The following is a 13,363-nucleotide window of genomic DNA, read 5'->3' on the forward strand; positions in this document are numbered from 1 at the left end:
GTTTTGGATTTGAAAAAAGATTTAGTTTATCGCAAAGAAAAACTTTATTTTGCAATATTATTAATTGTGAGCATACTAATATATGTGGCAATGTTTATATCAATTATTGGTATAGTAATTTTGGCCGTTTTATTTTTGTTTTACTCATTTATACATAATTTGTCGATGGTGAACATCCGCAAAAATGGTATTAAAATCAGTGAACAGCAGTTTCCGGCTTTTTATGCGAAAGCTGGAGCAGTGGCGGAACAAATGAATTTAGCGAAAATGCCCGATATTTATGTAATGCAGTCAGGCGGGATTTTAAATGCATTTGCGACAAAGTTTGGGATGAAAAATATGGTCGTCCTTTATTCGGATGTTTTTGCTTTAATAGAAGAGCAAGGAGAAGGGGAAGTACTTTATATTCTCGCACATGAATTTGCCCATATTAAACGCAAGCATGTCGGCTATGGCTGGCTATTGATGCCGGGACTTGCCTTTCCGTTCCTCGGCTCGGCTTACTCGCGCGCTTGTGAATTTACATGTGACCGGTACGGCGCATATTACAGTCAATCCTATGAAAGCGCAAAAAATGCTTTAGCAGTATTGGCAATCGGGCCACAGTTATATAAACAGGTGGACCAGTCAGTATACTCGCAGCAAATCGCAACAGAGAGCGGCGTTTTCAGCTGGATTGATGAAATCATGTCGACACATCCTAATTTACCGAAACGCATCCATGAATTGAACCGATTCTTTGATGCGGAAAATACGCCGCAAATTAAATCTTCCAAAAGAGGCGTTGTTCTAGGTATTGGTGTTTTAATTTTAGCAATGGGACTATTCGTCTTTGGCAGCATATGGGTTATGAAGAAAATCGAAAATATAGCCCTTCTCGGAGATGATTTACTGTATGATGACTTCACTTACGAAGACAGCTCTGAAAGCATGAATGAGCTGATGCTATCCGTCGTTAACTATGATTTGGATGCAGTGAAAGAATATGCGGCAGATGAGACTATGTTAAATGAAAAGAATGAGGATGGCTATACGGCACTCCATCTCGCTGTCATTGAAAACAATTATGACGCGGCACAATATTTGCTGGAGCATGGGGCAAATCCTGATACGATGGACATGTATGAATATACGCCGCTAATGGAAGCAGTAGGCTATGAAAACTATGAAATGGTGGAGCTTCTTTTAAATGCGGGAACAGATAAAGCAATAAAAGACTCGGACGGCTATGACGCTTATCAGCTTGCGTTAGAATACGGCTTTCTGGAGCTTGCGGAGTATATTCAAAATTTCTGATCAAAGAAAAATGATCTGCCAAACAGTATACGCCGGGAAAGATCTTCATCAAATAATAAAGGAGACTGCTTACTGCCTGTTTTGAACGGGTGCTAAGCAGTTTTTTTTATTTTTTAAGGAAACTATAGATTTTGGCAATGTAGATAACTTTATAAAAAAGTGTTGTCCCCGTCCAGGCAAACCGCGCCAACTTTTCGCACCATTAGACCCCACCGTGCAAAAGAAAGGCACGGAAAATCCACGGTTATTTAAAATCCACTATCATTTTTAATAAGGGCTTCTCTTTTGGATTGGAGTCGGCGAAATTTACACTCCCTGATAGAAATTCCGGCTCTTAATTAAATTAATAAGAAAAATAACCGGAGATTTTCCGGTTATTTGCGCAATGTGGCTCTTTTTGGAGTAAATAAGAGGAATTTTTCCGGTTATCCAAAGAAAAATACTCTATTTTCATGTTTTTTAGGTTAATAGGCGGAATTTCTCCGTCTATTGAGGCCATTTTCTTTTGTATTTTTTAAATAAGGGGAATTTTTCCGTCTATTTCTTAAAGAGGCACTTAAACGGACCGCCCCCGTTAATAGCGGATTCCTCTTCATCCAAGTTGCGGGAATCTGTTTCTTTTTTGCCATGAAGCCGCTTTACTGAAAAGTTGCTTAGATTTCCTCGGGGATTTTCAGCTGGCGAATAAAATAGACAGACATATTAACTGAAGAAACGAGAATGGTAGTTGTCCCCGTAAAAAACTGTTAATTGAAATGAAAGCCCAAAATTAAAAAGACAGATCTTCAGCGCCCTTTGCAAAAGTGGTGGAACGTTTACTTTTGCGTCGGATCCTCCAATATCTGTCGGAGTTGAACGGGCGCTTTAGCACTTTTGTTCTTATAAAAATGAGATTAGGAAGTTGCCGATTGCTTCAGTCCCGACAAAATATGTGTACTTAATGCGCCTTTGTTCCTTATTTAATTTCTATTTTGCTGTAGCTGTGCGGCCTCCTCCCAAACTTAATAATAAGCTATATTGGAGGCTTCTTTAAAATATATATGGAGTAATTAGTGCTTTAAAAGCTTTGCGTTTTTACTTCTTTTTACAATTGCGCCAAGCAGCCCTCATTCGTTATTATAAAGATGACAATGAATCCATTTTCGGGAGGGCTATAAATGAAATTATCGATGAAGTATATTATTCTCTATGTAAATGATTTTGATAAAGCGATGCATTTCTACAAGACGATTTTGAAATTGCCGATTAAAATGCAGCAGGACACATATGTTGAATTTGATACAGGCGCCACGATTCTTGCCATCAACACACGTCAATCCGTCAGGGAAATCACCGGTTTGGAAGTGACAGAAGCGATGAGTGCGGCACAAACATTCGAAGTCGGTTTCGTCGTCGAAAATGTCGAAGCTGCGATTGATGAGTTAAGACAGCGAGGGGCAACGATTATAAAAGAGCCTGTCACAAAACCATGGGGCCAGACTGTGGCATATATAGCAGATCCGGACGGTCATTTTATCGAAATTTGTTCTGCCATTTAAAAAAATAATACTAGCTTCCTGCTGCTGAATTATGTTAACATAACTAAAAATTCAGAAAATGAAGGTGGGAATATGGACAATATTGTGCTCTTTATTATTGCGTGTGTGCTGCTAATCATATTGCCGGGTCCCGATACAGCCATTGTAACGAAAAACACGATTGTTAATGGTCAAAAGGGCGGTTTCCAGACGATGGTCGGCTCATGTGTAGGACTCTCGATCCACACGATTGCCGCGGTTGCTGGATTATCGGCAATTATTGTGCAGTCTGCCGCAGCATTCACGATTTTAAAATATGTCGGCGCGATCTATTTATGCTATTTAGGCGTGAAAACATTGATCAGTATGCGTGTCAAGAAGACGGAAATCGATGACGTACCGACAATAGAAACAAAGGGCAATTCCTATTTTAAGCAAGGTTTTATCACGAATATAACAAACCCGAAAGTGGCGGTGTTTTTCCTGACGTTTTTACCGCAATTTTTGGCGCCGGGCAATGATCCGTTTTGGCCTTTTTTAACGATGGGCATTATTTATATTGTGCTAACATTTGTATGGTTCGCACTTTATGTATTTTTGCTGAACAAAATCCGGGATTTCATGAAGAAGCCAGCAACACAATCGGTTATCGAAATGCTGACAGGGGCCGTTCTTATAGGATTCGGGCTTAAACTGGCATTCGAGAAGCAGTGAATCTCCTGCCCGTTCAAACTGAAGGCGCAAAAAGGTTGCAGTAAAAGCCAAACAGGACTTTTACTGCAACCTTTTATTTGAAATGATAATGCTTCATCTGAAAAAGACGATTGACATAAAGCCCATATAAAAGCATAATGCGATGGCAATCGTCATGCAAACCGAGATGATGGTCGGAAGCTGCTTTACATAGCTTATAATGACAAGCCCGATAAACAGCGCTGTCATGAGGAAAAATGCTATGCCAATGCCGGTCATTTGCAAGTATGCTCTCATACTCGGCTCGATTGTGCTATTGTAAAACAGCTCAAAAAAAGGCGAGATTTCCTGTACGGAAAAATTTGGCGGCTGCTGCTCACTATATAGTGCGGTAATAAATAAAATGGAAATGAGCAAAACCGTTTCGATTCTCACCCATGTACGCGGTTCAAAAAGCGGCTTATTCATTTTCAGCTTAATTAATAGACTATTGGCCAAAATAATGGCTGTCAGCGGCACTAATAGAACATGCTTGATGAACAGGAATTGCCCATAATCGCTCGCCCAGCTCGTGACATAGCTTGGCACGATCGTGTCAGTCATCAGAACACCGCTTAGTGCAATTGCCGTAAATGATACGAGTGCAACAGGGGAAAACCATTTCAGATAGGCTTCCCAGTTTTCCGCATTTTTCGTGAAAAAGCTGATTAGGACTAAAATCCCGAGCCATACACTGACAGCAAGCAAATGAACAAAGTCCAATACCGAGCCGACCATGCCTGACATGGAGCCTGCATGACTAATATAGCCGATTGCAGCCATGACCGCTATGAGGATAATAATCGCCATGGCCGCAGCAAGTTTTGAATGTTGTTTTGCATACAACCTGATTATTAAAAGCAAAATGATCGTAAAGCAAACGATCGCGAGCCAGGAATGCCCAACTTTGAATTTGGAAAGAAGCATCCCCATCGATTCGAAAAAGCCCAATTGAGGCGTTAAAATTATGAGCAATTGAATATTAGGGACGAATGATGCAATCGGTAAACATATTGCACTGATGATTAACCAGTTTGATGAAATATAAATATTTGGACGAATTGAATGAGGGATACAGCTCAAAATAAAGGTCCCCATCAATATGGCTAAGCTTATATAGAGCAGGAATTGACTAAAAATCGTCAGTGCGATCATTTAGTTTTTTTTCTCTTTACGAGTGTAATGATGCTTACAGCAATAATAAGGAGCAAAATTCCGCCAATGATCATAAGCGGGGAAATTTTTGATTTGTCGTCTTCATCTGCCGCTGACGGCTCTGCACTGTCATTTTGGGTCGTATCTTCTACTTCGGCTTGCTCCGCACTGTCTTCCTCTTCTGCGATTTCCTCAGTAACAGGCACATCGACAGTAAACGCAAACTGTCCTGACAATGGATGTCCATCTTCACTAATACTATTCCACTGTACAGTATATTCATTATTCGGCAATGGATTTTCAAAAGTTCCGGTTAATACACCATCCACCAATGTTATAGAAGTTGTTTCAAATTGTTCGCCATTGCCTGCGACTACTTTAAATGTGCTTCCTTCTTCAATTTTCCCGGCATATGTAAGTGCGATTGATTGAAGCGGCTCAACTACAACCGCGCCATCTTCCGGATTTGTCGTATCTAAATAAGTATGTGCTGCTGCATTTGGCACAAATAATATAAACGCAGCAAGAATCGATAATAATATTGTTTTCATATTAAAATGATTCTCCTTTCATGTTATTTTTGACTCAGCTATCATTGTAACGGAAACATAAAACATTTTCACTGTTTCTGTATTGGAAACCTAGCTAAGCATTTTTCCAAATGAAAATGAAAGGAAAATGCTATGCTATAATAATATTGGGAAAGAAAAGGAGATTCACATGCAGTTTGTTGAAAATATATACTTACAGGGCAGCGAAAAAGCAGTATTGCTTTTACATAGCTTTACGAGCAATGCGGAGGAAATGCTTTTTTTGGCGAATGCACTGCATAAAGCAGGCTATACATGCTATGCACCGAATTTGGCGGGACATGGTGCATCGCCGGAACATTTATTTGCAAGTTCAATCGAACAAGTATGGGAACATAGCAAAAAAGCGGTACAATTTTTAATCGGGGAAAAGCATGAGACAATCTATGTAGTCGGGCAGTCGTTAGGCGGTGTTTTAAGCATTCGGCTGGCAAATGAGTTTACGCAGATCAAAGCATTATGCATTATTTCCTCGCCGGTTATAGAGCGCCCAGTAGAAGGACTTGAAAACAGGGTAGCTTTTTTCTCGAAGCGTTATTTGCAAAACCGGGGAAGCACGGAACATGAATTACAAGCATTTTTAAACGACCATTTTCCGCGTCCGGCCGAAAAATTTATCGCGCTGCAGCAATTCATCGTGCAAACGGGAAATGAAGTCCATATGATTCGGCAGCCGCTTTTTTTGGCGAAAGGAGCGCTGGATGAGCCTGTCTTTCAGCAAAGCATCGACATCATTGAGGAAGCCGCTGACAGTAAAATCATCGTGAAAAAGCAATATGAAAACAGCGGGCATTTAATCACATTGGGAAAAGAGCGGCAAATGCTGTCAGAGGATATTATAAACTTTTTAGGCAAATAGAAAGAAAGCGCCGGAGCAGTCTTTCCGGACGATTCACTGCGGATGGCAGCCGCGAAAACAGCTTACCGTTAACATGCGAAAAGGCTGCATAAAAGTTGAATTGACTTTCACACAGCCCCTGCCTAGAGGATTAATTCTCTTCTTTATTAAACCATAATGGATCATTATCATCGACATCGCCATTATAATTAATGAAAATTTCTTCGCCCGCTTCTATATCTTTATATGCAAAGAAATCGAATGTATCATTGTCGAAATTAATTTCGTATGTCGCATTTGGCTCATATGAATGGTTAAATAACATCCCATAGCCTAATAATATAGCAGATCGCCCTATGCCGAATTCAAAAGCGTAATCCGCAAGATTTGTTTTTTCGATATATTCATGTTGTTCATTCGGGTAGCTTAGAACAGGTGCTTGGTGGAATAATGTCCCTTTTGCAATTGCTTGCATCGCAAAAACACCGCGGTTATATTCGCCTTCACTAATCGGGGAAGTCTTTACTTCAATCATATTTTTCGCCTTCTAACTTTTAAGATTCTTTCATACTGTAACACGAATTTTATATTAAAGGGTGCATTATTGCTTATTTACGTTAAAAAACAGGAAAGGAGATGATATTACAGTGCAAACACTCCAATTTGAAGCATCTTGGGAAAAGGCGGTTTCCAAACATGACCGGCTGTTTATTGAACAATTATTCCATCGCTCCAAAAGTGAAAAGCAACGGGCAATCTCCTGTTGTTTAATACGAAAAGCGATTAATCATAGACGGCAAATGCTCATCACAGCGCTCGTTCATAATCACACTTCCGAGCTGCTTACATTTCAAAACAGAGAAGTGAGCTGCCTAACACAGCATGGGGAAATAGCGCAAAAATTTACGATTCCGGCACTCGCGGTTCCTCCGTATACCTCGATGCCATGGACATTTATTTTCGACGATAGCAGCGATTTTTTACTTATGGAAATTTTGCAGGTCGAAATCAAATAAAGCATATTATTAATTAAACCGAGGAGAAAACATTGAATAAACGAGAACAAAAAAAATTGGAACGCCGAACGAATATAATACAGGCGGCAAAGGAATTAATTTTAAAAGACGGGATTCAGCAAGTTCAACTGCAGGACGTCGCAAAAAAGGTCGGCATAGGGATAGCGACCTTATACCGCTATTTTGCCAACAAAGAATTATTGGTGCTGGCCGTGAATAATGAGATAACAAATGAGATGACCGCATCAATCGAGGCCATCGCAGGCGAATCCGATACTGCATATGAGCAAATCGAGCGTATTTTGACTTATTACATGGACTTAAGCAATGATCCGCAGCATCAATTCATAAAGTTTTTCAAAGCTTTTGAAGCATATAAGCCTATGTCGAAGGATAGCTATGAATTTGAGGAATTTATGAAGGCTCGCCGTGAGATGGCAAATGTTCTGATAAATATTGCAGCGAAAGGAAGGGAGGATCTTTCCATACGGTCAGATATCGATGTCAATCTATATATTCTTACGGTTGTCCAAAATATGAGCCATTTTACAGTAGAATCTTCATTGACAGTCCATGATCCGGCATTACCGGTGGAATTGCTGCCGGAAAAGCAGCTCGGGCTGTTGAAGGAAATGTTTTTACAATATATAAGAGCGGATAATTGACGAATAAAAGAAACATTGTTAAGCTAATAATTGCATAAGTGATAGTCAACTATCATATTATTTTGAGGAGGAGATTTTATGTCTCGTTTAGAAGGTAAAGTGGCAATTATTACAGGGGCGGCTCAAGGTATGGGCGCTGCACACGCAAAAGCATTTGTAGAACAAGGTGCAAAAGTTGTTTTAACAGACTTAAATGAAGAAAAAGGACAAGCATTTGCAGCAGAGCTGGGGGAGAATGCGATTTTCGTGAAGCAAGATGTAACTTCTGAGCAAGGCTGGACAGACGTTATCGCTAAAGCGGAAGAAACATTTGGCCCTATTAATGTGCTTGTGAACAATGCGGGTATTTCCATGGCTAAAAACATGCTGGAAATGTCTTTGGATGAATATATGAAAATCGTGAACATTAACCAAGTTTCCGTATTTTTAGGAATGAAAACTGTAGCAGGTTCCATGATGAAAGCTGGCGGTGGTTCAATTGTCAACATTTCATCTATCAACGGCTTAGTTGGTGGGGCAGTAGGCTATACAGACACGAAATTCGCAGTGCGCGGAATGACAAAGGCGGCAGCATTAAACTTGGCGCCAATGGGCATCCGTGTTAACTCTGTACACCCTGGCGTTATCGCGACACCAATGATCATGCAAGAGGATGCAAAAGCGCAAATTGAAGAGTTTTCTAAATTCATTCCACTTAAGCGTGTGTCTCAACCAGAAGAAGTTTCCCAATTAGTCGTTTATTTAGCGTCGGATGAGTCAAGCTATTCTACTGGTGCGGAATTCGTTGTAGATGGCGGTATTACAGCACAATAAAACAGTCAAAGCCTCTAAAGAGCGATAAAGCATCTTTGGAGGCTTTTTGCTATAGTTGCCTTGCCAAAAATATAGACATTCGAATGGAGATTACAAGCGAAGTCTTTCATAATAGTGGCCTGATTTCACATTATAATTTGCCGATCAATGCGAGCCGTCAATTTATTTCTTTATATTTCACGGTAGTGAACATTCCGCCTAGACCAACTGCTCCATTATTCGTCACATGATCACCAATTTACCTTATTCCCCGCCGGTAACCCCGATTGCCTCACCGGTGATTGCGGTTGCGCCATCCGAAGCCAAGAATAGAGCGGTCGCTGCAATTTCTGAAGGCTCCAGCAGGCGTCCTAGCCATTGGCCGCCTAGAATATGTTTATTTAGTGCTTCTTCAACTGTGGAACCGTCTTTTTCTGCAAGGACGGGCAGCTGTTTTTCGATCAGCGCTGTGCGGGTCGGCCCCGGTAAAATTGAGTTCGCTGTAATGCCGAATTTCGCATTTTCCATGGCGACCACATTGGTGAACCCGATTTGCCCGTATTTCGCTGCCACATAAGCGGATTTATACTGGTCAGGTCTTCTGCCGTGTCCGGAAGAGATGGTGATGATGCGGCCGTATTTTTGTTCTCTCATTGCCGGCAGGGCATGTTTGGTTACTAAGAATGTCCCCTTTAGAATAACGTCGACAACTAAATCCCATTTTTCCTCCGGGAACTCATGTGTAGGGGAGATGAATTGAAGTCCTGCATTATTTACGACAACGTCAACCGTACCGCGTTCAGCCATCACTTGGTCCATGGCGGCTTTAACGCTTTCCTCATGCGCCACATTCACCTTGTAGCCTTTTGCATTTCCTAATTTTCCGGCAGCGCTGATGGCGGCCTCTTCATTTAAGTCAAAGATCGCTATAAAATCCCCGTTGCCGCTGAATGCTTCCGCAATAGAATACCCGATTCCTTGTGCGGCGCCCGTGATTACTACTGTGCGTTGTTTTTTCATGATAATGGCTCCTGTCTGAATATAGATTTTATTAATAAGCTGGAGGAGTTTTGGCTTCTTCGGCTGTTAATAGAGGGAAATGCCGACAATCAATGCGGCGATCAATGCTAACAAGTTCGGTATGGTCATGATGATGAAGGCATATTTGAATCCATTTTTATGGGTCAGGCCTGTTAGAGAAAACAGTGTTAAAATGGCACCCGCATGAGGTAGGCCTGTCAGAACTGCGGATGCGATGGCTGAAATTCTGTGCATCGCATCAGGGTTTACGCCCATCGCTAAATAACTTTCCGCAAATGCTTCCATCGCGATCCCGAGTCCGCCCGAAGCTGAGCCGGTTATTGCCCCCAATGCCAAAGAAGCAATCGTTAGACTGATTAAAGGGTTGCCGGGAATACCTAGAATAAAGTCTGAAATCGCTTTAAACCCTGGCGCCAATGTAATAACAACACCGAAGCCCACTGACGCTGCTGTAAAGAAGATTGGCTGTATAGAGCCGTTTGCGCCCAAGCTTAGTGCTTTTTTATGGGAGGCAATATATTTATGGAACACAATGGCGGAAATAACGACAGCCGCTGCCAAGCCGATTAATACGATATTATCGATTTTCATCGCGCTGCCTGTAAAAATGATGACGATCAACACTAAAATCGGCAAAATACTCAAGAAGAACGAAGGCGTTTCTTCCTTTAGCTCAATTTGTTTATCATTTTCATCCTCCACTTTAAAGGCTTCTTTGTTTTTCAGGCTTTTATTTAAGGCACTGCGCATATACCAAAGCCCAGAACCAACCGCCACAATCGAAGCGATCACGCCAATCAATGGAGCGGCTGTTAACTGTGTTCCTAAATACTTCGTTGGTACGACATTCTGGATAGAGGGTGTACCGGGCAGCATCGTCATGGTGAACGTCCCTATCCCTAAAAAAACGGGAAGGACAATTAGATTCCAAGCGATATTAAGCTGCTGAAACAGCGGTTTTGCCAGCGGAATAACGACAAAAAGCACGACAAATAAACTAATACCGCCGTAGGTCAAGATGGCACTGATCAGAAAAATCGCTACCAGTACCGAAAAAGGCTTCTCTGTTCCTGTAATGGAAAGGACCTTTTGGGCGATAGTTTGTGCTGCGCCGCTTTTTTCAATATACTGGGCTAAGATAGCGCCCAGTAAAAATACGGCGAAAAAGTTGATAACAAATCCTGTGAGCCCTGTCATAAAGGAGGCTTCCGTTCCGATCAGACTTGGAAAAAAGTCCATCCCATTCGTGATGATAACGATGATCGAAGCTACAGGAGCAATAAATACAATACTGAATCATTTCACGGCCATGAATATAATGACCACGATGGCAATAATAATGCCTAACGTTCCCATATCCTGTATCTCCTTTTAAAAATGTAGTGATAACGAGTTGAATTTCAGGCAGTATCGTACGGTCAATTTCCTATGGCCAGCTCCTTTTTAGCGGATTGGCTCTGTAAAGTCTGCCTTGCCAGCCGGAATAGAGGAAAGGCAGGCAATAAAAATGATAGGCTGCGGCTTCTGTTCATGCCTCGTCTATAGTGCCCTGGCGTTTAAAATTTATAACAAAGAATTTTTATGATGTGCAAGGGTGATTGAATAACCGGAAAACGGCCGCAGTTCTATAGCAGGAATTGCGCTTTTTTTAGTTTTAAACGATTTAGCGGAATTATACGTTTGCCGAAAGGGAACCGATTTGCAGCAATTTGGATAAGCAGAAAGTGCAGTGTATGGCTATAGTTTGATAAAAATAGAAGGAAAGTAGTAGATGGGAGGATGAATGCTTTAGCATAGAAAAGTGATTTAATCTAATAGCTGATACAGAGGAGGGAGATGACGGAAAGGGGGATAGCACAATGAGGAAAATATTACTTGCGGCGGCATCGATTACCTTTATCGGGATGATGATCCTGGAGTTTAGCCTATCCGATGAATCCGAATATAAAATATGTTTAGGCGTCCAGGGTCATTTCGAACACCTTTTCCAAAGCGATCAGTGAAAAACAAGTGGGTGCCTGTGGTAAGTAAAAGTCGGTCGAGGCACACTGGTTTCCGTACGTCTTTCGTCTTGATAAAATCTATTTAGGCTAAATGTTTGGGGAATTATATTAATTTGCATCCGCATGCTTACGAGTAAATAAGCAAACGGATGTTTTTGGAACGGGGGAAATACCTAAAGCTGTGTTACGACTGAATTTTCACAGTATGGAATCAGCCGTGCCACCAGCCGGTTTTGCAGTTGATATACACTAAATACTGGTATTCGCCTTTGCCATCCTTTTGGATAAACAGTTCATAATAGGAATTGCCATCGTATACCAGCCGGATTTTATCGTTTTTGGAAACAAACTGTTCCTTGATGTCGGCGATGGCTTTCGCTTTCACGCCCGGTGTCCATGCAGATGGATGCTCGAACTTCAGTTCATGTGTCGGGACATAGGCGTATTTGCCGTTGTACATAATTTTTGACCAGCCGTATTGGTCAGCGGAAGCTGCATCTTCCTGATCTTTGCCGATCGGAACACCGCCGTATACTTTCACAGAAGTTTTCGCTTTGATTTTTCCGAGCGTTTTATACGATTCACCCGGCGCAGACTTCACGAGTACGGTTTTTTTTGCAGAAGCCTTTTCAAAGTCCGCGGCTTGTGCATTTTCATTGCTGATGACGAAAATACTGCCTATAAAAACAAGTGCTATGAACAGCATGGTTAATTTTTTCATAATAGATCCTCCATTTTTTTGTCCTTCTATTTTATTTCATATACGTCTTTACTAATTCATATGCCCGTTCTTCAGTTAGTTTCGCCTGTGTGCTGACATATTCCAGCGTTTCCATTGAGCCGCCTTCGAATTTTTTAGCAGCTTCTTTCGCTTGTTCATCGCGGTCCTGGATCCATTGGCGCTGCTCATCTCTCAGCTTGTTCATGTCATTGCCAGAGAGCTGTTTTTTAAGCTCCCCGTAGATTTCATTCAATATTTCATCCCATTTCGCGTATATATTGCCCTGAGCCTCGGTCATTTCTGCCTGTGTCACGAGCTTTGCCGGGTCCTCCATCGCTTGCACCTCTTTTTCGACCGCAGCCAGTTTCATCAAATATGTTTCCTTTGAGCCGCCTTCGGATCCGCTGTCAGGGTGCGGGTTGCCTGCCTCATCTGCTTTGCTGGAATTCTGCTCGAAATTCTCTCTGATGCTATTGTTGATTTCCGTTTCCGCCTCAACAATCATTTCCTCCAGCTCGGTTCTAGTGCTGTCGTCCAATGAGGCATTTTCCAGCAGAGCATGTGCTTTTTCCAGCACGCCTTCCCAGTCGGCATTGTCTCTTGCCGCTTTTACCTCATTCAACGCCTGTTCATCTTCTAATGGAAGACCTGCTTTTTCGTCTATTGAAGTTTCTGGCGCTGCTGTTTCTTCCTCTACTTCCTTTGCCTGTTCGGTATTTTCATTCCCGCAGCCAGTCAGCATTAGACAAAAAACGGATAGGCAGACCATTTTTTTTAAATGCATTTTCTTCACTCCTCTTTCCGGCGCGCTATTTAATATAGAGCCGCAGTTTTGCTTTTAAGTAGCCAGATAGAATATTTGTACTTTTATACCAAAACCGCATCTGATATTGAATGGCATTGCTTATTTTTGCCATTTCTAAATAGCGTATCCTCTTAATTTGACGTCTTTACATGGAAAGAGTTACAAAAAAGTACAGGTAATGTGAAATATGTA

At 41.6% G+C, this 13,363-nt stretch carries 15 protein-coding genes; 8 read left to right on the forward strand and 7 right to left on the reverse strand.

Annotation, left to right across the window (positions count from 1 at the left end):
• Positions 1–9 precede the first annotated feature (9 nt).
• From ACTHOQ_RS05615 to ACTHOQ_RS05625, 3 genes are all read left to right on the forward strand, one after another.
• Entirely contained in the window at positions 10–1,296 is a 1,287-nt protein-coding gene (locus ACTHOQ_RS05615; protein WP_440494724.1) for a M48 family metallopeptidase, read from the forward strand.
• A 1,157-nt stretch (positions 1,297–2,453) separates the two neighbouring features.
• The gene (locus tag ACTHOQ_RS05620; RefSeq protein ID WP_440494725.1) at positions 2,454–2,834 is read left to right on the forward strand and encodes a VOC family protein; all 381 of its coding nucleotides are present in this window, start codon (positions 2,454–2,456) and stop codon (positions 2,832–2,834) included.
• Positions 2,835–2,906: 72 nt separating this feature from the next.
• Entirely contained in the window at positions 2,907–3,527 is a 621-nt protein-coding gene (locus tag ACTHOQ_RS05625) for a LysE family translocator (protein ID WP_440494727.1), read from the forward strand.
• A 93-nt stretch (positions 3,528–3,620) separates the two neighbouring features.
• Here the strand turns inward: ACTHOQ_RS05625 and ACTHOQ_RS05630 are convergent, their stop codons facing one another.
• Together ACTHOQ_RS05630 and ACTHOQ_RS05635 are read right to left on the reverse strand one after the other, a co-directional pair.
• Entirely contained in the window at positions 3,621–4,700 is a 1,080-nt protein-coding gene (locus ACTHOQ_RS05630; protein WP_440494729.1) for a CopD family protein, read from the reverse strand.
• Positions 4,697–5,251 (reverse strand): copper resistance CopC family protein, encoded by a 555-nt coding sequence (locus ACTHOQ_RS05635; RefSeq protein ID WP_440494730.1) that lies wholly within the window; start codon positions 5,249–5,251, stop codon positions 4,697–4,699. The genes ACTHOQ_RS05630 and ACTHOQ_RS05635 overlap by 4 nt, the downstream gene beginning before the upstream one ends.
• A 169-nt stretch (positions 5,252–5,420) precedes the next feature.
• Between ACTHOQ_RS05635 and ACTHOQ_RS05640 the strand changes: the two genes are divergently transcribed.
• On the forward strand, positions 5,421–6,149 hold the full coding sequence (locus ACTHOQ_RS05640) for an alpha/beta hydrolase (RefSeq protein ID WP_440494731.1): 729 nt from the start codon (positions 5,421–5,423) through the stop codon (positions 6,147–6,149).
• 130 nt (positions 6,150–6,279) lie between these two features.
• On the opposite strand, the gene ACTHOQ_RS05645 is transcribed toward ACTHOQ_RS05640, so the two are convergent.
• Positions 6,280–6,663, reverse strand: a complete 384-nt coding sequence (locus ACTHOQ_RS05645; RefSeq protein ID WP_440494733.1) for an SET domain-containing protein — start codon at positions 6,661–6,663, stop codon at positions 6,280–6,282.
• A 112-nt stretch (positions 6,664–6,775) separates the two neighbouring features.
• Between ACTHOQ_RS05645 and ACTHOQ_RS05650 the strand changes: the two genes are divergently transcribed.
• The 3 genes from ACTHOQ_RS05650 to ACTHOQ_RS05660 all read left to right on the forward strand — a co-directional run bounded on the left by ACTHOQ_RS05650 (position 6,776) and on the right by ACTHOQ_RS05660 (position 8,622).
• Positions 6,776–7,144: an SLAP domain-containing protein gene (locus ACTHOQ_RS05650; protein WP_440494735.1), complete on the forward strand. Its 369-nt coding sequence runs from the start codon at positions 6,776–6,778 to the stop codon at positions 7,142–7,144.
• A 32-nt stretch (positions 7,145–7,176) separates the two neighbouring features.
• Positions 7,177–7,809, forward strand: coding sequence for a TetR/AcrR family transcriptional regulator (locus ACTHOQ_RS05655; protein ID WP_440494737.1), 633 nt, complete (start codon positions 7,177–7,179; stop codon positions 7,807–7,809).
• A gap of 78 nt (positions 7,810–7,887) precedes the next feature.
• A complete protein-coding gene (locus ACTHOQ_RS05660) occupies positions 7,888–8,622 on the forward strand; it encodes a glucose 1-dehydrogenase (protein WP_440494739.1) in 735 nt (244 codons plus the stop codon).
• Positions 8,623–8,865: 243 nt separating this feature from the next.
• Here ACTHOQ_RS05660 and ACTHOQ_RS05665 read toward each other — a convergent pair whose 3' ends face one another.
• Positions 8,866–9,621: an SDR family oxidoreductase gene (locus tag ACTHOQ_RS05665; RefSeq protein ID WP_440494741.1), complete on the reverse strand. Its 756-nt coding sequence runs from the start codon at positions 9,619–9,621 to the stop codon at positions 8,866–8,868.
• Positions 9,622–9,687: 66 nt separating this feature from the next.
• Positions 9,688–10,932 carry a GntP family permease gene (locus tag ACTHOQ_RS05670; RefSeq protein ID WP_440494892.1) on the reverse strand — a complete coding sequence of 415 codons (1,245 nt, stop codon included), beginning with the start codon at positions 10,930–10,932 and terminating at the stop codon, positions 9,688–9,690.
• A gap of 569 nt (positions 10,933–11,501) precedes the next feature.
• Here ACTHOQ_RS05670 and ACTHOQ_RS05675 point away from each other — a divergent pair.
• Positions 11,502–11,645 carry a hypothetical protein gene (locus ACTHOQ_RS05675; RefSeq protein ID WP_440494743.1) on the forward strand — a complete coding sequence of 48 codons (144 nt, stop codon included), beginning with the start codon at positions 11,502–11,504 and terminating at the stop codon, positions 11,643–11,645.
• Positions 11,646–11,856: 211 nt separating this feature from the next.
• On the opposite strand, the gene ACTHOQ_RS05680 is transcribed toward ACTHOQ_RS05675, so the two are convergent.
• Positions 11,857–12,366 (reverse strand): SH3 domain-containing protein, encoded by a 510-nt coding sequence (locus tag ACTHOQ_RS05680; protein WP_440494745.1) that lies wholly within the window; start codon positions 12,364–12,366, stop codon positions 11,857–11,859.
• Positions 12,367–12,397: 31 nt separating this feature from the next.
• Complete coding sequence (locus tag ACTHOQ_RS05685; protein ID WP_440494747.1) at positions 12,398–13,150, reverse strand: lysozyme inhibitor LprI family protein; 753 nt, start codon at positions 13,148–13,150, stop codon at positions 12,398–12,400.
• Positions 13,151–13,363 lie beyond the last annotated feature (213 nt).

The organism is Solibacillus silvestris, assembly GCF_051967575.1.
Taxonomy (GTDB): Bacteria; Bacillota; Bacilli; order Bacillales_A; family Planococcaceae; genus Solibacillus; species Solibacillus silvestris_B.